16 protein-coding genes are annotated in these 18,041 nt (G+C 43.9%); 4 read left to right on the top strand and 12 right to left on the bottom strand.

The genetic code is table 11. The features are described from left to right. Positions 1-20 precede the first annotated feature (20 nt). The 7 genes from J0656_RS01520 to pdxA form a co-directional block, all read right to left on the bottom strand. Entirely contained in the window at positions 21-1,142 is a 1,122-nt protein-coding gene (locus J0656_RS01520; protein ID WP_207031007.1) for an NAD(P)/FAD-dependent oxidoreductase, read from the bottom strand. A 33-nt stretch (positions 1,143-1,175) separates the two neighbouring features. Further along, positions 1,176-2,534 carry an acetyl-CoA carboxylase biotin carboxylase subunit gene (gene accC / locus J0656_RS01515; protein WP_207031005.1) on the bottom strand — a complete coding sequence of 453 codons (1,359 nt, stop codon included), beginning with the start codon at positions 2,532-2,534 and terminating at the stop codon, positions 1,176-1,178. Positions 2,535-2,620: 86 nt separating this feature from the next. Beyond that, the gene (gene accB / locus J0656_RS01510; protein ID WP_207031003.1) at positions 2,621-3,115 is read right to left on the bottom strand and encodes an acetyl-CoA carboxylase biotin carboxyl carrier protein; all 495 of its coding nucleotides are present in this window, start codon (positions 3,113-3,115) and stop codon (positions 2,621-2,623) included. 25 nt (positions 3,116-3,140) lie between these two features. Further along, positions 3,141-4,136 carry a beta-ketoacyl-ACP synthase III gene (locus J0656_RS01505; protein WP_207031001.1) on the bottom strand — a complete coding sequence of 332 codons (996 nt, stop codon included), beginning with the start codon at positions 4,134-4,136 and terminating at the stop codon, positions 3,141-3,143. Between the two features lie 174 nt (positions 4,137-4,310). Continuing rightward, positions 4,311-4,511, bottom strand: coding sequence for a 50S ribosomal protein L32 (gene rpmF / locus J0656_RS01500; protein WP_100816683.1), 201 nt, complete (start codon positions 4,509-4,511; stop codon positions 4,311-4,313). 7 nt (positions 4,512-4,518) lie between these two features. After that, positions 4,519-5,052 (bottom strand): YceD family protein, encoded by a 534-nt coding sequence (locus tag J0656_RS01495; protein ID WP_207030999.1) that lies wholly within the window; start codon positions 5,050-5,052, stop codon positions 4,519-4,521. A 110-nt stretch (positions 5,053-5,162) separates the two neighbouring features. Beyond that, positions 5,163-6,215, bottom strand: a complete 1,053-nt coding sequence (gene pdxA, locus J0656_RS01490; protein WP_207030997.1) for a 4-hydroxythreonine-4-phosphate dehydrogenase PdxA — start codon at positions 6,213-6,215, stop codon at positions 5,163-5,165. A gap of 58 nt (positions 6,216-6,273) precedes the next feature. Between pdxA and J0656_RS01485 the strand changes: the two genes are divergently transcribed. Then, positions 6,274-6,864 carry a riboflavin synthase gene (locus J0656_RS01485; protein ID WP_207030995.1) on the top strand — a complete coding sequence of 197 codons (591 nt, stop codon included), beginning with the start codon at positions 6,274-6,276 and terminating at the stop codon, positions 6,862-6,864. 4 nt (positions 6,865-6,868) lie between these two features. Here the strand turns inward: J0656_RS01485 and J0656_RS01480 are convergent, their stop codons facing one another. Next, positions 6,869-8,677 (bottom strand): sodium:solute symporter family protein, encoded by a 1,809-nt coding sequence (locus J0656_RS01480; RefSeq protein ID WP_207030993.1) that lies wholly within the window; start codon positions 8,675-8,677, stop codon positions 6,869-6,871. Between the two features lie 69 nt (positions 8,678-8,746). Between J0656_RS01480 and J0656_RS01475 the strand changes: the two genes are divergently transcribed. The 3 genes from J0656_RS01475 (at position 8,747) to J0656_RS01465 (ending at position 11,456) form a co-directional block, all read left to right on the top strand. Then, positions 8,747-9,502, top strand: coding sequence for a sulfite exporter TauE/SafE family protein (locus tag J0656_RS01475; protein ID WP_207030991.1), 756 nt, complete (start codon positions 8,747-8,749; stop codon positions 9,500-9,502). Between the two features lie 54 nt (positions 9,503-9,556). Continuing rightward, entirely contained in the window at positions 9,557-9,712 is a 156-nt protein-coding gene (locus J0656_RS01470) for a hypothetical protein (RefSeq protein ID WP_207030989.1), read from the top strand. 79 nt (positions 9,713-9,791) lie between these two features. Then, positions 9,792-11,456: a SulP family inorganic anion transporter gene (locus J0656_RS01465; protein WP_207030987.1), complete on the top strand. Its 1,665-nt coding sequence runs from the start codon at positions 9,792-9,794 to the stop codon at positions 11,454-11,456. Between the two features lie 180 nt (positions 11,457-11,636). On the opposite strand, the gene J0656_RS01460 is transcribed toward J0656_RS01465, so the two are convergent. The 4 genes from J0656_RS01460 to J0656_RS01445 all read right to left on the bottom strand — a co-directional run bounded on the left by J0656_RS01460 (position 11,637) and on the right by J0656_RS01445 (position 17,964). Continuing rightward, on the bottom strand, positions 11,637-14,252 hold the full coding sequence (locus J0656_RS01460; protein ID WP_207030985.1) for a M14 family metallopeptidase: 2,616 nt from the start codon (positions 14,250-14,252) through the stop codon (positions 11,637-11,639). Between the two features lie 136 nt (positions 14,253-14,388). Continuing rightward, the gene (gene arfB / locus J0656_RS01455) at positions 14,389-14,796 is read right to left on the bottom strand and encodes an alternative ribosome rescue aminoacyl-tRNA hydrolase ArfB (protein WP_207030983.1); all 408 of its coding nucleotides are present in this window, start codon (positions 14,794-14,796) and stop codon (positions 14,389-14,391) included. After that, entirely contained in the window at positions 14,774-15,769 is a 996-nt protein-coding gene (locus tag J0656_RS01450; protein ID WP_207030982.1) for an ABC transporter ATP-binding protein, read from the bottom strand. The genes arfB and J0656_RS01450 overlap by 23 nt, the downstream gene beginning before the upstream one ends. A 38-nt stretch (positions 15,770-15,807) precedes the next feature. Then, positions 15,808-17,964: a prolyl oligopeptidase family serine peptidase gene (locus tag J0656_RS01445; protein ID WP_207030980.1), complete on the bottom strand. Its 2,157-nt coding sequence runs from the start codon at positions 17,962-17,964 to the stop codon at positions 15,808-15,810. Between the last annotated feature and the right edge of the window lie 77 nt (positions 17,965-18,041).

Genomic DNA, 18,041 nt, shown 5'->3' with positions numbered 1-18,041 from the left:
TTGTTGTTTGCTCTTGATTTTTATTGATCGGCTAAATCCGCAAGTTCTTGGCCCACAAGGCTGCCGAGTGCCACACCCATTCCGCCCAAACGGACCCCACAGTAAACAGAATCTGAAACTTGCTTCACTAGGGGCGATTTTTGGGCGCCAACACCCATAATGCCGCTCCATCTGCGCTCGATTTGTACGGGATAATTGGGCAATATCATTTCGCGAAGCAAGGTTTCCAGTTTGTTTTGGACAATTTCCGTTTCCCCAAATTCCATGGTTTCCTCAGTATCAAATTCAAGGTTTCTTCCGCCGCCGAACAGAATCCGTTCATCAATATTTCGGAAATAGTAATACCCCTCATCAAAATGGAAGGTACCTTTTATATGCAGATTTTTGATGGGCTCCGTAATCAAAACTTGGGCTCTTGCAGGTTTTACGGTTTCTGACGGTAATAGTTTGGATGCAAACCCGTTGGTGGCCACGAATACTTTCTTGGACTGGAACACGAAGTCGGTTGTTCTGATGATTCCAACGCCATTGGAATCTGTTACGTCTTGCGCCATTACCCCGTTTAAAATCGGTATGTCCATTGATACACATTTTTGGATCAAGGAACGCATCATCTTTCCCGTATCCAATTGCCCTTCCAGTTGGTGCGTGATGTACTTTTCCCGAACATTGGAGAAACCGAAGAAATTGGAATTGGTGACAAAAGGGGTTTTGGCAAAAATCGGCTCCATCAAACGGTTGAGATAAGGAATGGATTCCAGGCATTTTTCATAAAGCTCAGGTTTTTCCAAAGGAAACAGTTCGTGACTTCCGTTGAGCTCGAATCCTATGGCCTTATCTCCCAAAAGATGTCGTAGTCTCTGAATCCCGTTCCAGCGTTTTTGGACGAGCTTCAGCACTTCTTCTTCTGTATGGTGCTTTAGGTCGGATAAAATTTCGGAAACGCTCCCAAAACAAGCAAAACCTGCGTTTTTGGTACTCGCTCCTTGTGGCAAACTGCCTTTTTCCAATACTAGAACCTTACTTTGAGGGTGTTTTTCCTTAAGGCGTATGGCACAATTAATACCGACGATGCCGCTGCCTATTACGGTAAAATCAACATTGGAAAACCAACTTTTATATTCCCAGTAACTTAATTGCATAAAAGAAAAGCCCCGATAAATTCGGGGCTTTGATTAATGTTCTTCTTTATATTTTGGATCCATTTTAAAATCCTCCATGAATTTGGTGGTATAGTTACCTGCCAAATAATCTGGATGATCCATCAACTGGCGATGGAACGGAATAGTTGTCTTTATGCCTTCGATCACGAACTCGTCCAAGGCCCTTCTCATTTTATTGATGGCCTCTTCCCTTGTTTGGGCGGTGGTAATCAACTTGGCGATCATCGAATCATAGTTCGGAGGAATCATATAACCACTGTACACATGGGTGTCCAAACGAACACCGTGCCCCCCTGGAGTATGAAGCGTTGTAATTTTGCCGGGAGAAGGCCTAAAGTCGTTATAAGGGTCTTCCGCATTGATCCTACACTCGATGGAATGTAGTTTAGGATAATAGTTTTTACCTGAAATTGGCACACCACCTGCAACCAAAATCTGCTCACGGATCAAGTCATAATCCACAACTTGCTCAGTAATCGGGTGCTCCACCTGAATACGGGTGTTCATCTCCATAAAGTAGAAATTTCGGTGCTTGTCCACCAAAAATTCAATGGTTCCCGCTCCTTCGTATTTAATGTACTCAGCTGCTTTGACAGCAGCTTTTCCCATATCTTCACGGAGTTTGTCCGTCATAAACGGGGATGGGGTCTCCTCGGTAAGCTTTTGGTGCCTACGTTGCACGGAACAATCCCTTTCGGATAAGTGACAGGCCTTTCCATATTGATCACCAACAATTTGGATTTCGATATGGCGAGGTTCCTCGATCAGTTTTTCCATGTACATTCCACCGTTTCCAAAAGCTGCGGTCGCTTCGGTAACGGCACTGTTGAAGTTTTTCTCCATTTGGTCTTCGGACCAGATGGCCCGCATTCCCTTTCCACCACCACCGGCGGTAGCTTTGATCATGACGGGGTAACCCATTTTTTTGGCTTCCTTTTTGGCATGATCAACATCCTTAAGAAGACCTTGGGAACCGGGTACGGTAGGTACTCCGGCCTTTCTCATGGTTTCCTTTGCGGTAGCCTTGTCCCCCATTTTATCAATCTGATCGCCGGATGCACCAATGAATTTGATATCGTGCTCGGCACATATTTTGGAGAACTTGGAGTTTTCGGAAAGGAATCCATACCCCGGGTGAATGGCGTCGGCGTTGGTGATTTCGGCCGCCGCTATAATATTTGGAATCTTCAGATAAGACTCACTGCTGGGTGCGGGACCAATACAAACGGCTTCGTCGGCAAAACGTACATGAAGGCTTTCCTCATCTGCCTTGGAGTAAACGGCCACCGTTTTAATGCCCATTTCCTTGCAGGTCCTTATGATCCGCAAGGCAATTTCGCCCCTATTTGCAATCAATATTTTTTTAAACATAGAACACAATCTTAAATTAGGAATTCTAAATCTTAAATGGTTTAGGACAACGGTCGGGCCGTCCCAAATCTATCATTTAAAATTCACTATGATGGGTCTACCAAGAACAATGGTTGGTCAAACTCAACAGGAGAGGAATCGTCAACCAAAATCTTCACAATTTTACCTGAAACTTCCGATTCGATATCGTTGAAAAGTTTCATTGCCTCTATCACACAAAGAACATCTCCTTTTTTAATGGAAGTTCCAACTTCGACAAATGCAGGTTTATCAGGTGAAGGTTTTCTATAAAAGGTTCCTATGATAGGAGATTTAATAGTAATGTATTTGGAGTCATCATCCGCTTTTTTAGGTTCGGATGGTGTTTGTGCAGGTGCTTCCTGGGCCGCTGGTGCTTGGGCTGCCGGAGCTGCTGCTGTTTGGGGAACAGGAATCTGTTGAACAATTGTGGTTTCTGGTGAACCTGAACCGGCACTTCCCGTTCGAATGGTGATCTTGATATCCTCCATTTCCAGCTTCACCTCGCTGGCACCGGATTTGGCGACAAACTTGATTAAACTTTGAATTTCCTTAATGTCCATGGAATATAATTTGTTAGTTGCGTGATTATGAGTTATAGGCCCATTTTAAATAAATGGAACCCCATGTAAAACCACCTCCAAAGGCGGCAAAAATTATGTTATCTCCTTTTTTTAACTGCTTCTCGAAGTCGTACAACAACAAGGGCAATGTTGCGGATGTCGTATTTCCGTAACGGTCGATGTTGATCAAGACTTTATCGGCCTCAACTCCCATTCGATTGGCTGTGGCATCGATGATGCGTTTATTGGCCTGATGCGGGGCCAACCATTGTACATCGTCTTTCGTCAAATTGTTCCGCTCCATGATCAGCGCCGATACATCTGCCATATTGGATACCGCAAATTTAAAAACGGACTTACCGTCTTGGTAAACATAGTGTTGTTTGTTCTTTACCGTTTCCTCGGAAGCTGGGAGAATAGATCCTCCTGCATCAATCTTTAAAAATTGACGACCAATACCATCGGAACGTAGGTATTCGTCCTGAAGCCCCAATCCTTCCTCATTGGGCTCAAAAAGAACCGCACCGGCACCATCACCAAAAATAATACATGTGGTCCTATCCGTATAATCTATTATGGAAGACATTTTATCCGCCCCTATGACCAATACTTTTTTATACCTACCGGATTCTATATAACTGGCCGCGGTAGACATCCCGTACAAAAAGCTGGAGCACGCTGCCTGCAAGTCGTAGGCAAAAGCGTTTACAGCACCAATTTCTGAAGCCACATATGCAGCGGTCGATGCTACGGGCAAGTCGGGGGTTGCGGTTGCTACAAGCACAAAATCTATTTCGGAAGCTTCAATGCCTCTTTTGTGAAGCAGGTCCTCTGCGGCTTTTATGGCCATAAAGGATGTTCCTGCATTCTCTTCTTTTAGGATTCTTCGTTCCTTGATTCCGGTTCTGGTAGTTATCCATTCATCGTTGGTGTCTACCATGGTTTCCAGTACTTTATTGGAAAGCACAAAATCGGGAACATATCCTCCTACAGCTGTTATTGCTGCTGTTGTTTTCTTCATTTTAGCCTCTCTTTATTGTCAAAAAGAATCAAATTTGACCCAAAAGCGGTGAAAATTAGTCATTTTATATGACTTTATGGGCAAAATTAATCGTTTTTGGGTGTTAACGCGGGCCCATAAAAAAACTCCCGATACGAATTGAACGGGAGTTGCTTTATTTTAAGGTGTTTGCGGTTAGGCCGCTGTTTCCTCTTCTGTTTTGTCGATCAAAACCTGACCTCTGTAGTACAATTTGCCTTCGTGCCAGTGAGCTCTGTGGAACAAGTGCATTTCACCTGTTGTTGAGTCCTTGGCAATCGTTGGCGCAACTGCTTTGTAGTGGGTTCTTCTTTTGTCCCTTCTGGTTTTTGATATTTTTCTTTTAGGATGTGCCATTATAAACCTATTTATCCGTTAGTAACTTTTTTAAATCGTCCCACCTGGGGTCTGTGTCTTCTGATGGTTTTGTGTTCTCTTTTGGCTGAAGCTCTTCGAGCTTGTCCAAGATATCCGATTGCAATGTGCCATCTTCCACGCCAGGGTGAACCCTTTTTTGTGGAACGGCCAGCACCAACATTTCGTATATGTACTGTGCAATATTGAATTGGTGTTCTCCATGTGGAATGATGAGGATTTCATCGTCTTCATCATTATACGCTTCGCCAAACTTGACGACTAGTTTTAATTTGGAATCAATAGGCTGGTCAAATGGTTCGCCCGTTAGATCACAATCCACGTTTATGGTTCCCTCCGCTTCAATCTGAAGTTCCATCATGGTGCTCATTTTTTCCAAAATGGCATCTACATGAACGGAAGCTCCGTTAAATTCTTGGTAGTCAAAAGATTCAAAGAACGCATCATCAATTTCGTACACAAAGTTATGTTTTCCCAGCTTCAGACCTGAAAAAGGGATATTAAACTCTTTCAGCTTCATCATTTCTACACTTAAGGTTTGTGTACCAGCCTTTAAAGGCGGGTGCAAAGATACTACTAATTTACAAAACTGCAATTCTTGCTACAACAAATATCCAAAATGAATGTAACTTTTTACCCTCCACGCTTGATTTTCTGCTTTTTTAGTGGGTTTTCGGTCAGTTCCTGATATTCAGTACGATGTTTAAAAACTTGAATGGCAGTAAAAACTGCTTCTTTAAACGAACTGTCATCTGCTTTTCCCTTGCCCGCGATTTCGTAAGCGGTACCGTGATCGGGAGAAGTCCTTACTTTGTCCAAGCCTGCGGTGTAATTGACCCCCTTTCCAAAAGAGAGCGTTTTAAAGGGAATCAACCCTTGATCATGGTAGGCGGCCAATACGGCATCGAAATTCTTATGGTTGTCCGAGCCAAAAAAACTATCGGCCGAGTAGGGGCCGTACACCAAGGTTCCCTTGTTGAACAATTCTTTAATGGTCGGTTTCAAAATTTTATCGTCCTCTTCTCCAATGGTTCCGTTGTCTCCACTGTGCGGATTAATGCCCAACAGGGCAATTTTGGGTTTACGGATGCCAAAATCCATTTTTAGGGATTCCTCCATGGTGGCGACTTTGTTTCGGATAAGGTTTGGGGTGATGGCCTTTGCCACATCCTTTACTGCAATGTGGTCGGTAAGCAAACCAACACGAAGTTCGTTGGTCACCATAAACATAAGGCTCTCGCCTTTCAACTCTTGGGCCAAGAAGTCCGTATGACCGGGGAATTTGAAATCTTCGGACTGAATATTGTTTTTGTTGATGGGCGCCGTGACCAAAACATCGATCTTATTTTCTTTTAGGGCATTCACGGCGGCCTTCAATGATGTAATGGCAAATTCACCCGCTTCCTTTGTCGCCTGCCCATATTCCAAATTGGGAACTTCCTTGCTAATATTTACAATATTGACTTTTCCGTCCAGGGCTTGGTCTGCATCACGTACACCATTGAACTTGATGTCCAGCCCAAAATCTTTGATCTGTTGTGAAACAATCTTGTTGGAAGCAAATAGTACAGGTGTGCAAAAGTCCAACATTCTTGCATCCTCAAATGTTTTTAACGCAACTTCGCATCCGATACCGTTAATGTCCCCAATGGATATCCCTAACCTGATTTTTTCTGTTTCCTTCATAAAATGAATGCCGTTATGGCTACTTTTGCACTACAAAACTAGTCAATTAATAAGACACATGTTCACAGGAATCATAGAGACTTTGGGGAAAGTTGAAAAGCTGGAAAAAGAGGGTGGGAATCTTCATATTACTGTATCCTCCACCATTACTTCTGAATTAAAAATAGACCAGAGTGTTTCGCACAACGGGGTATGCCTTACCGTGGTTTCCATTGACGCCGATCAGTATACCGTAACAGCAATCGAAGAAACCCTGAGCAAAACCAATTTAGGCGACCTGAAGGTTGGTGAACTGGTCAATTTGGAGCGGGCCATGTTGCTCGGCGCGCGTTTGGATGGACATATTGTTCAAGGGCATGTGGACCAAACGGCTACCTGCAAATCCGTTGAAGAGAAAGATGGGAGTTGGGTCTACACATTTGCATACGACCCCAAGCTGAATAATGTGACCATCGAAAAGGGTTCCATCACGGTAGATGGGGTCAGTTTGACCGTTGTGGATTCCAAAAAAGACAGTTTTAGTGTTGCGATTATTCCTTATACACACGGGCACACACGTTTCCATACCTACAAAGTAGGTGACACCATCAACTTGGAGTTCGATGTGGTCGGAAAATATGTCTCCAGATTATTGGAGTTGCGAGGGTAACCCGCTAAAACACATTTTTCATTCCTTGCCATACCTTTAATAGTACAAAAGCGGAAAGGGCGACCACAAAGGTAAGAACGATGGCCAGTTGATATTCCCCATAAATCCAATAGCCAGTGGCAAACATGATGGAGTAAATCAATACAACACCGGATAACATCGCTTTGATTCCGGATGGTACGCCCCACTTTTCGTTGGTCTTGACTATTTCCACGTTGTCCTCTTTGGCTTCATCCACAATTTTGGCCCAGCCCGGACCTCCTGGTTGAATTTTTAGATAGAAGTTTCGAAGCACCTCTTTGCTTTCTGGTTGGGTAACAAATGTGGCCGTTAGCCATATAATTGTGGTCACTAACATTATAAATGGTAAATCGGCCCATTCTGGAAAAATTCCGGTCTCGGGGGAAAACAAATACCCTCTCAAAGGAGTTGTCTCCAATAAAACCGCTAGGATACCTGAAGAAAACATGGCCGTAATTTCACTCCAAGCGTTGATGCGCCACCAGAACCACCTTAATATGAAAATTAGTCCGGTTCCGGCGCCAAAAGACAATAATAGATTGAAAACACCCATGGCATCCTGTAGGGCCAACGCCAAAAACGCACTCAATACCATTAATAGTACGGTGGATATCCGTCCCACATTTACCATTTGTTTTTCTGTGGCCTCTGGATTTATCTGTTGCTTATAAAAGTCATATACTATGTAGGACGACCCCCAGTTCAATTGGGTTGAAATTGTGGACATATAGGCCGCCACCAGAGAGGCTAGAACCACACCTAAAAGACCTGTCGGCAGTTTTGTCATCATAGCGGAATAAGCCAAGTCATGTCCTAACTTATCTTCCGTCACATTGGGGAATGCTTCGTGTATGCTTGCTATGTCCGGATAGACCACCAAAGATGCCAAAGCGACCAAAATCCATGGCCAAGGTCTTAGCGCATAGTGCATAATATTAAAGAAGAAGGTGGCCCCAATGGCGTGGTTTTCATTTTTTGCCGCTAACATTCGTTGTGCGATATAGCCACCGCCACCAGGTTCCCCGCCAGGGTACCAAGAACTCCACCATTGTACCGCCAAGGGTATGATCAGTGCGGTGATCAAGGCTTTTTTATCGCTAAAATCGGGGAGTATGCCCAATTTATCTTTTACGTTTTCATTCTCTAAAACTGCTTGCAATCCGCCTACTTCGGGCAAATTAACCAGATAATAGGCAGCTCCTATTGCCCCGGCCATTGCCATAAAAAACAGGAAAAAATCACTATAGACAACGCCCTTAAATCCACCAAGAGCACTAAAAACAACAGTGATCAGGCCTGCACTTACCACGGTTACCCAAGGCTCCAGCCCCAACATAACGCCACCTATCTTTATAGCGGCCAAGGTGACGGAAGCCATGGTGATCACATTAAACAAGACCCCAAGATAAATGGCCCTGAACTTTCTTAAAAAACTTGCTGCCTTCCCCCCATATCGCAATTCGTAAAATTCCAGATCCGTTTTCACATTGGATTTTCTCCAAAGTTTGGCGTACACAAAAACGGTCAACATCCCTGTCAACAAAAAGCACCACCATCCCCAGTTTCCCGAAACTCCATTGGAGCGGACCAAATCGGTGACCAAGTTGGGCGTATCCGTCGAAAAAGTGGTTGCGACCATGGATAATCCCAAAAGCCACCAGGGCATACTTCGGCCAGATAAAAAGTACTCTGTTGAATTTTGTCCGGATTTTTTTGAAACATATATTCCAATAAAAAGGACTAGGGCAAAAAATCCAAAAATGATGGTGTAATCTAAAAGCTCTAATTTCATTTGTTTAGTTTGGCTGGAGTTAAAGATAGTTTTTTTGGGTTACTTTTGTGAACCTGCAAAAAAATCCTCATGTTTCTTTCAACTTTTTCGGATATTTCTGTTGCTGCATGGACCATGGCCGCTACTGCTGCCTTTTTAATGGGGGTCTCCAAAGCAGGGCTTAAGGGGATGTCCATTTTCAATGTGACCCTTATGGCCTTGGCCTTTGGCTCGAGAGCTTCCACGGGGCTTTTTATTCCACTTCTCATTGTTGGGGATATTTTTGCGGTGGTCTATTACAACCGGCATGCCCAATGGAAATATATTTTTAAGTTTATTCCATGGATGATTCTTGGAATACTCATCGGGGTTTTGGTCGGCAAGGACCTCCCTGAATGGGAATTTAAATGGGGAATGGTGATCGTGATATTTATAAGTTTGGCGATGCTCATTTGGTGGGACAGAAGAAAGTCCCAAACCGTGCCCACCCATTGGTTGTTTTCGGGCTCCATGGGAATTTTGGCCGGAATCTGTACCATGATCGGCAACTTGGCCGGGGCCTTCACCAATATTTTCTTTTTGGCAATGCGATTGCCCAAGAACGAATTTGTGGGTACGGCTGCGTGGCTGTTCTTCATCACTAATTTATTCAAACTTCCCTTTCATGTATTTGTTTGGAAAACGGTTACGATTGAAAGCCTTCTGGTAAACTTAAGGCTACTGCCCGCCATTCTTATTGGGTTGGTTTTGGGTGTTTTCTTGGTGAAGAAAATCAACGAAAAGAATTATAAGCGCTTTATTTTGATCGTGACGGCGATCGGTGCGGTGGCGATTTTGTTTAAATAACCTTTTTTCCTTTGCTTTTTTTTGAAACGGTATTTCTTCAAAAATGATTCGTTCATGAAGATTCCGCAGGAGTTGGCCATAATCCACAGCAAAGGATTGTCTGGTCGGATGGGAATTTCAAGAAAATGGTCGAACCAATCCGTAGAGTGGTGGACAAGGCGCATGCGGATAGATATTTATGTAACAATGAATGTCCTGGGACCAAGATAAAGGACCAAAGGCTCGAGGGTTAATTTCGAAAGTTGTAAATTTCAAGTAAAATAAAACTCACAATAGAACCTAACCAATTATGGCAAAATTTTACGATACAAAATATTTGAAAGGCGATTTTACCGGTGGACTCGTGGCGGGCATCGTAGCGCTACCGCTGGCATTGGCTTTTGGTGTGCAATCCGGTCTCGGTGCAATCTCAGGGCTGTACGGTGCAATCGCAATTGGAATACTTGCCGCCTTGTTTGGGGGAACAAAAACACAAGCTAGCGGCCCTACCGGACCAATGACCGTGGTTTCAGCAGCTTTGGTGGCCAGTGCCGTTGATTTGACAGGAAGTTTGGAAAGTGCAATGGGCATCATTATTCTGAGTTTCTTTGTCGGCGGCGTATTGCAGATAATTTTCGGGCTTGTAAACATTGCCGGATATATCAAATATTTTCCCTATCCCGTAATTTCAGGCTTTATGAGCGGTGTGGGACTCATTATCATCATCCTGCAAATATTCCCGTTCGTTGGTTTGGATTCGGCAAAATCTACTGTAAAGGTAATGTCGGATCTGCCCAGATTATTTTCAGAGTTTAATTGGCAGGCCATGGTTTTGGGGGCAATGACGGTGATAATTTATTACCTCTTTCCAAAAATCAATAAGACCGTGCCCAGTGCTCTAGTGGCCTTGATTGCCGTATCCATCTTTTCCTATTTCATAAATTGGGATGTTCCTATCATTGGTGAAATACCTTCGGGATTACCGTCATTGCAAATAGATGGCCTTTTCAGCATTGATAGCGAAGCCTATTTTATGGTTTTGGAATATGGACTCGTCTTGGCGGTTTTGGGTTCAATTGACTCACTATTGACCTCGGTAATTGCAGATAACATGACCAAGACCAAACATAATAGCAATCGCGAGCTAATAGGCCAAGGTATTGGCAATATGGTAGCAGCATTGATTGGGGGCATACCTGGTGCAGGAGCTACGAAGGGTACCGTGGTAAATATCAATAATGGTGGTAAAACCAGGCTTTCAGGAGCCTTGCACGGAACATTTCTCTTGGCCGTTTTATTGGGACTAAGTTCCCTGGCAGCTTATATTCCCTTGGCCGTACTGGCAGGAATATTGATTCCAATTGGATTTAAGATTATAGATAAACGTGGTATCAGGCACATGAAGGTTATGCCCAAGGCTGACTCTGTGGTGCTGATCATCGTCTTACTATGGACCACGTTTGGCAGTCTGATCCAAGCAGTTGGAGTCGGGGTAACCTTAGCGGCATTGTTGTTTATGAAACGCGCTAGCGATATTGGGGAAAAAGGCATGGACGTTGGTACCATTGCAGGTTTTGAGGGTGAAAAGCCTTGGCTTGACGAGGAGAATTTTTATGAGAGATATAAGGACCATGTATACATCAAACATTTAAACGGGCCGTTGTTTTTTGGTTTTTCCACCTTTTTTCAGGATCAAATAAAAAATATTGACGAGAATATAAAAATACTGGTTATACGTATGGATCGTGTGCCCCATATCGATCAGTCCGGGGTCTATGCCTTGGAGAATATTATATTCGAATTATCCAAGAAAAACGTGAAAACCGTTCTAACAGGTTTGAGGGAACAGCCCAAACAGCTTATTGAAAACATTGACATTATTCCCGATTTGGTTCCGATAGAACAAGTTTTTCCCAAGGTCCAGGACAGTTTTGCTTGGATTGCAAGGGAACTGGAGGGCGAAAGCCATTCATAGTTTAGCCAGAGATTTTAGCCAATTTTGTTAGATGCTTGGGTTTTGAATGTTTCATTGATGAAAATATTAAAGGTACTTTGGTACAGGGATGATTTTATTTAAAGCTCGCACAAGACGAATCCAAAAAAAAGCCGCATCAATTTTGATGCGGCCTTTCCTTATATACTCATATGTTTTCTGCTATTCCGAAGCGCCTTCGTAAATCGCGTTAAAAATCAATTTGTAAGTGCCGCGAGGCTGCGCCCTAAATTGTGGACGGAACGCGAACAAGATGGCGGAACCTTTTCCATACTTTGCTTTTACCATGGCTGGCTTTTTGGCAATGTACTTGTCCTCTCCCATGGCCCAACCACTCATCAGTAGGTCTTTGGCGGCATAGGTGGCTATTACCTCAACATCGGGTGCGGGAGCATCTTTGATGTCCTCTGTTCCTCCTTCACCTGTTTTACGTTGTTTGTCAATGGTAAAGGCCCTACTTCGGTTAAATGAAACGGCAACCGTATCCTTCATACCAAAGGCCAACGGATGGGACGTGTCCACACCGGCCTTGATCAAAGATCCTGGAATAAAGAAATCTTTGCTGTCCGCACCTTCAACGGCATCGCGCAATGGCAACCCGAATTGTTCGATCACAAAGTCACTTGCTTCATCAAAAGCGATCAAGGTTCCACCCGCATCCACATAGTCGCTCAGCGCCATGGACCCTTTTAGGCCAATGCCTCCTGTGAATTTTTCGGGCATGCTCAAATTGCTATGTCCATGTAAAATGGAACTTGGTCTTTGTGATGGAATGATGATGGCATCATACTGCGAGAGATCTTTGGTCTTGATGTCCGCATCGTGCAAAGTATCCATATCAAATTCGTACTCGTCCATTACAAAACGGGTCCATCCTTCGTCCATATTGGCCACCCAGGATTTGTACAGACCTACTTTGGGCAGATGGATTTTCTTCAATTGCACCTCTGGTTTAGCTGCTAAACCTTTGAATTCAAGACCGTACTCGTCTGCAAGGGATGCTATCATTTCTTTGTCCCCGGAAACAATATAGGATCCAGCGGGCAGCGTTTCTTTTCCTGCTTTGAATTCGCCCATGCTCTTGTATGCCGTGCCTCCTGCCCTCAAAACCTTGTTGGTTGCCGCCACGGAGGCATTGGTGTTGGCACTAAGGGCATATCCAAAGGAACCGTTCCTGTTTACTTCGCCATCGTAATACGATACGAGACCATTGACTTTCTCGGTCGGAGCTTTGAATGGTTCTTCAATTTTATCCACATCGATGCCCATTTGCATTGGCAATGTCCATCCTGCCAAATCGTATGGAGTATCGGGAGGACCGCCGGGGTATTGGAAACGCGTGGGATAATTTTGTTTTTCCATAAGGTCCATCAGGTAAGGTCTAAAGGCTTGTGCTGTGTAGATTACATAGGAACCTTCTTCGTATTCTTTGCCATTGACGGTAAAATCTTTAGTGGCTTTTTCGACCTCGATTCCTCCTTGGAGCAATACGTTGACAAGATTTACGGCTTCAAAAGAATCCCATTGTTCCTTGCTTATGATGTAGGCGAATAACCCTTCGCTCTTTCCTTTTTCAACAGCCGATTTACCCATTTTATAGATGTTGTACAGGTAATTGCTCTTGCGGTCGGCAGCAAGGTCCAAAGTGGCCCAAGTGGCGGTCAGCATGTAATCCACGGCATCCCTAAAGTGGGATTCGCCACCTTTCCATGGGTCGGGGTACATAATGTCCGTTCCGTCCGTAGGGGTGCCGCCCGCTACAGTTTTTGGCAGTTTTTCGGGGTCATAGAACCGAGGGGTTGGCGTGGTATGTCCCGTTTCGGTCAGAATACCGATCATATTATGGTAATATGGCACGGTGCGCCCACCACCGTTCCAGAACATGGTGTAAAAATTATCGGCAATGGCACCGGGCATATTTTCCAAAGAAAAACGCTTGGACATTGCGGAGCCTACTTCGCTCACTGCAGCAGTTATTGCCGGGTGAATTTTTGGGTTTACAGGATCTGCATAGGGTGGAATGGAGATCTTGGTCCAAGATGGGGACGATTGGTGATGATTGTAAACGATCTGAGGGTACCATTCGTTATAGAGAATTTTTGTTACGTTGTACGTTTCGGGCATAATGTTCATAAACCAGTCCCTGTTGTTGTCATGGCCCATATAATAATGGTATAGAATCGGAGGGCGAGAAGTTTCATAGGCGGTTCCCATATTCTTGCGATACCAATCAACAACGATGTCCAATCCATCTGGATTCATTACCGGCATTAAAAGGGTGATAACGTTTTCCCTGATCTTTTGCATTTCCGGGGTTTCTGAAGTAGCCAAGGTATAGGCCAGTTCGGAAGTCATTTGACCGTGGGCCAACTCGGTGGAGTGCATTCCACCATCGATCCAGACGATGGCTTTTCCTTCTTGGGAAAGTTTCATGGCTTCGTCATCGCTCACTTGAACACGGGCAAGCTTGGTACTGATGTCCTTCCACTTGTCCAGCTGGGCAAGGTTTTCTTCCGTAGAGATGAACATCAGGTACATTTTACGGCCAAGTACCGTTTCTCCGATCTCAATTTTTTTGACCCTATTGGAAGCAGCGTCCAATTTGGACAAATAGTCTTCAATTTGGGAATAGTCGGCCAATTTGTAATCGGCTCCCACCTTAAATCCGAAAACGTCCTCGGGGGAAGGAACACTTTGTGCCACGGAAAACGCTGCACAAGACAAAAACATGGCAACGGAGAGCAACCATGCTTTGAGGTTTGCATTTTTAGAAATCATTTTTTTGAATTAGTTATAATTTGACTGAAAATTAAGCATTTGTGTCGAGGATACTAAATTAGACGGGTCGGAATTGTCGTGTATTTGTTTTTTTTTGATGGGTTTATAATCTGATAGATTGAAAATCATCAAATTCTTATTTGCCCAAATCTGGTTTTTTACGAGCGGCTTTTTTTTCGGCCGTAATTTTTTTGGATTTCAATCTTTTTTCTTTTGAGGATTTAGTGGGTTTGGTAGGCTTTCTTTTTTTTGGGACTACGAGCGCATTTTTTAGAATATCAAAAAAACGCTTGACGACAAGGTCTTTGTTTCGGTGTTGGCTCCTTGCCTCATCACATTGAAGAACCAGAGTTCCATCATTGGTCAATCGGGATTGTAGTTTAAGGAAAATCCGACCTTTTTCCCTATCCGAAAGCCCTTCTGATTCACTAATGTTAAAAGTGAGTTCCACTTTGGAGGAAACCTTGTTCACATGTTGGCCTCCGGCGCCACTACTGCGCATGGCCTTAAACTGAAGTTCCCTATGTAGCTGCTTTTTGTCCAATTTGGAGTCTTTTGTTAATGGTATTCAAAGATACATTAAGAAAAATGGTCGCTCCTTTTTCCTGTTCTTTCTCCGAATTGAAAAAAACCACAGTACCATCTTCCGCCATACCTTCATTGAGGTAGTGGGTTCCCTTAAAAAAAGAATTCATAACCTCTACCTTTAGCCCGGACGAATCGGAAAATTTGAACTCATGGGGGTAGACCAGAATCGACCTTTCAATTTCAGAATAGGATTTTAGCAACTTCATCGGGATTTGGTTTACTTGCCCGAACAATGATGCCGTGTAGTAATCAGGAGGATTTTTGTAGAGGTCTTGCGTATTTTTGTCTGCAATGACACGCCCTTGCTGTAATATTAAGGTGCGCTCTGCGAAAGGGAGCACATCGCTAGGGTCGTGGCTTGCGGTAAGCACGGTAATGTCCTGCTTTTTTAGATATAGGAACAGATTTCTTCTTAATGAAATCCGCTTAAAGTTGTCAATATGGCCGAAGGGTTCGTCCAGAAGCAAAATCTCCGGCTCTTGAGCCAATACACGTGCAAGTGCAACTCGCTGTTGTTGACCACCGCTGAGGTATTTTACTTTGGTTTTCGCGAACGATTTCATTTCGATGAGGTCTAGGAGTTCGTCAATGCGTTCATCATGCGTTTCGCGCTCGAACACGGAAAGGAACTGACCAACATTTTCTTCCACGGAAATGAAGGGCATCAAATCAAAATCCTGGGCCAAATACTTCATATAAGGCTCTCCGGGAACCAGATTAAAATTGGGTCCGAGCGCTTCTGTATTGCCCCAAAAAATGGAGCCATCCTCCACATGAAGCAGACCATAAACAATCTTTAACAAGGTACTTTTTCCAGAGCCACTTTCGCCCATCAATGCCACATGTTCCCCATGGGCCACTTGAAAAGAAATGTCTTTTAAAATGGTTTTATCTTGATAACCGAAAGAATCTACTTGGACTTTTAGCATAGAAATTAAGGGCTGCTGACAAAGCAGCCCTTTACAATTTAATCTTTAAACTCTTTGAGTACAGCTTGGTTGGGCAGTTCATCGTACCCCATGTTATAAAAGGTAAAGCCGAAGATGTCGGCATACTGTTCTATAGTCTTGCTGACCGGCGTTCCCGCTCCGTGACCTGCGTTGGTCTCGATTCGGATAAGGGTAGGCTGATCACCTGCTTGTTTTTCCTGTAATTCGGCAGCAAACTTAAAACTATGGGCAGGAACCACGCGGTCATCATGATCTCCTGTGGTGACCAAAGTGGCAGGATAGGTAGTTCCTTCTTTTACATTATGAACCGGGGAGTATGCCTTGATATAGTTGAACATTTCTTCGTTGTCCTCGGAAGTTCCATAATCGTAGGCCCATCCCGCTCCAGCGGTAAAGGTGTGGTAGCGGAGCATGTCCATTACACCTACGGCCGGTAATGCCACTTGCATTAGGTCCGGACGTTGGGTCATAGTGGCGCCAACCAGCAAGCCTCCGTTGGAACCACCGCGAATGGCCAAGTATTCTTTTGAAGTGTATTTATTGTCGATCAAGTATTCGGCAGCAGCGATAAAGTCATCGAATACATTCTGTTTTTGAAGCTTGGTTCCGGCATCGTGCCATTTTTTACCGTATTCGCCGCCCCCGCGAAGGTTGGGAACCGCATATACACCACCTTGCTCCATCCAAACAGCGTTCACGATGCTGAAAGAAGGCGTTAAACTTACATTGAAGCCTCCATAACCATAAAGAATGGTCGGGTTTTTTCCGTTCAGTTCAGTTCCTTTTTTATAGGTGATGATCATGGGTACTTTTGTACCGTCCTTGGAGTTGTAGAACACTTGTTTCGATTCATAATCATCTGGATTGAAATCAATCTGAGGCTTCCAATATTGTTCGTACTCACCGGTTTCTACATCATATTTATACAAGGAACCAGGTGTATTGTAGTTGGTAAAGGAGAAATAGAATTCTTTGTCCTCTTTTTTGCCGCCAAAACCTCCTGCGCTTCCCACTCCGGGCAGTTTCACTTCTCGGATCAAGTTACCATCATAATCATATTGAAGTACTTTGGAAATGGCATCCACCATGTATTCTGCGAAGAAATAACCTCCTCCGGTTCCGGCGGTCAATACATTTTCCGTTTCAGGAATCAGATCTTTCCAATTGTCCGGGGTTGGGTTGGAGGCGTCCACGGTCACTACCTTTTTATTCGGCGCATCCCTGTCGGTTACCAAATAAAGCTTGGAGCCTTCATTTTCTATGGGGTAGGTGTCAGAATCGGTATCATCCAAAATGGTAACTAGTTCAGGGTTTTCTTTGGAAAGATCCATCATAAACAGCTTGTTGCCGGAAGTGGATATAGAAGCTGTTATAAAAAGATATTTTTGGTCTTCGGAAACGGAACCGCCTACGTAGCGGTGTTTTTCTTCGGGTGTGCCTCCAAAGATGATTTTATCTTCGGACTGTGGCGTGCCCAATTTGTGATAGTAGAGTTTGTGCTGGTCCGTTTTTGCCGACAACTCGCTGCCCTCGGGCTTATCATAGCTGGAGTAGTAGAAACCTTCGTTGCCCTTCCATGAAATACCGCTAAATTTAATATCGACCAAAGTATCTTCTACAATTTCCATGGTTTCGGTGTCCATGACAATTCCCTTGCGCCAATCGCTTCCACCCTCGGAAATAAGATAGGCGGCTTTGGAACCGTCTTTGGTGAAGCTAAGTCCCATCAAAGAGGTGGTGCCATCCTCAGAAAATGTATTGGGATCCAAAAACACCTCTTCTTCGCCATTATCCTTTTTGCGGTAGACCACATATTGGTTCTGTAGCCCGTTGTTTTTGTAGTAATAGGTGTAATCGCCTTCTTTAAAAGGGGAACCGACTTTTTCGTAGTTCCAGAGTTTTTCCAATCGGTTTTTTAGGTCTTCGCGAAAAGGGATTTTTTCCAAATATCCGAATGTGACCGTATTCTGCTTTTTTACCCAGGCTTCGGTCTCCTCGCTGCGGTCGTCCTCCAACCAGCGATAAGGGTCTGGGACCTCTGTTCCAAAATAATTATCTACAGTATCAACTTTTTTGGTAGTGGGATAGTTCACAGTAATAGGTTCTCTGGTTTTAGATTCTTCTTTGCAGGCCGCAAATAAAACCAAAGCAGCCAACAGACTTATGTTTTTCATGTTTTCTCGGATTGATTCCGATAAAAATACCACAAAAAAACCTCTAAAACATTACTGATTTGAAGGATTTAAAAAAC

Origin of the sequence: Flagellimonas aurea, assembly GCF_017313785.1 — a bacterium.
GTDB lineage: Bacteria > Bacteroidota > Bacteroidia > Flavobacteriales > Flavobacteriaceae > Flagellimonas > Flagellimonas aurea.
This window is presented reverse-complemented; position numbering and strand designations above follow the sequence as displayed.

What these genes read in the sequence shown, in the direction of transcription:
- J0656_RS01495 (WP_207030999.1), bottom strand. Translation starts at nt 5,052, where the DNA reads ATGATGAAGCTGAAAGAGTTTAATATCCCTTTTTCAGGTCTGAAGCTG.
- J0656_RS01470 (WP_207030989.1), top strand. Translation starts at nt 9,557, where the DNA reads ATGAAGATTCCGCAGGAGTTGGCCATAATCCACAGCAAAGGATTGTCT.
- pdxA (WP_207030997.1), bottom strand. Translation starts at nt 6,215, where the DNA reads ATGAAGGAAACAGAAAAAATCAGGTTAGGGATATCCATTGGGGACATT.
- J0656_RS01450 (WP_207030982.1), bottom strand. Translation starts at nt 15,769, where the DNA reads ATGCTAAAAGTCCAAGTAGATTCTTTCGGTTATCAAGATAAAACCATT.
- J0656_RS01485 (WP_207030995.1), top strand. Translation starts at nt 6,274, where the DNA reads ATGTTCACAGGAATCATAGAGACTTTGGGGAAAGTTGAAAAGCTGGAA.
- J0656_RS01505 (WP_207031001.1), bottom strand. Translation starts at nt 4,136, where the DNA reads ATGAAGAAAACAACAGCAGCAATAACAGCTGTAGGAGGATATGTTCCC.
- rpmF (WP_100816683.1), bottom strand. Translation starts at nt 4,511, where the DNA reads ATGGCACATCCTAAAAGAAAAATATCAAAAACCAGAAGGGACAAAAGA.
- J0656_RS01445 (WP_207030980.1), bottom strand. Translation starts at nt 17,964, where the DNA reads ATGAAAAACATAAGTCTGTTGGCTGCTTTGGTTTTATTTGCGGCCTGC.
- J0656_RS01465 (WP_207030987.1), top strand. Translation starts at nt 9,792, where the DNA reads ATGGCAAAATTTTACGATACAAAATATTTGAAAGGCGATTTTACCGGT.
- J0656_RS01460 (WP_207030985.1), bottom strand. Translation starts at nt 14,252, where the DNA reads ATGATTTCTAAAAATGCAAACCTCAAAGCATGGTTGCTCTCCGTTGCC.
- J0656_RS01520 (WP_207031007.1), bottom strand. Translation starts at nt 1,142, where the DNA reads ATGCAATTAAGTTACTGGGAATATAAAAGTTGGTTTTCCAATGTTGAT.
- J0656_RS01475 (WP_207030991.1), top strand. Translation starts at nt 8,747, where the DNA reads ATGTTTCTTTCAACTTTTTCGGATATTTCTGTTGCTGCATGGACCATG.
- J0656_RS01480 (WP_207030993.1), bottom strand. Translation starts at nt 8,677, where the DNA reads ATGAAATTAGAGCTTTTAGATTACACCATCATTTTTGGATTTTTTGCC.
- accB (WP_207031003.1), bottom strand. Translation starts at nt 3,115, where the DNA reads ATGGACATTAAGGAAATTCAAAGTTTAATCAAGTTTGTCGCCAAATCC.
- accC (WP_207031005.1), bottom strand. Translation starts at nt 2,534, where the DNA reads ATGTTTAAAAAAATATTGATTGCAAATAGGGGCGAAATTGCCTTGCGG.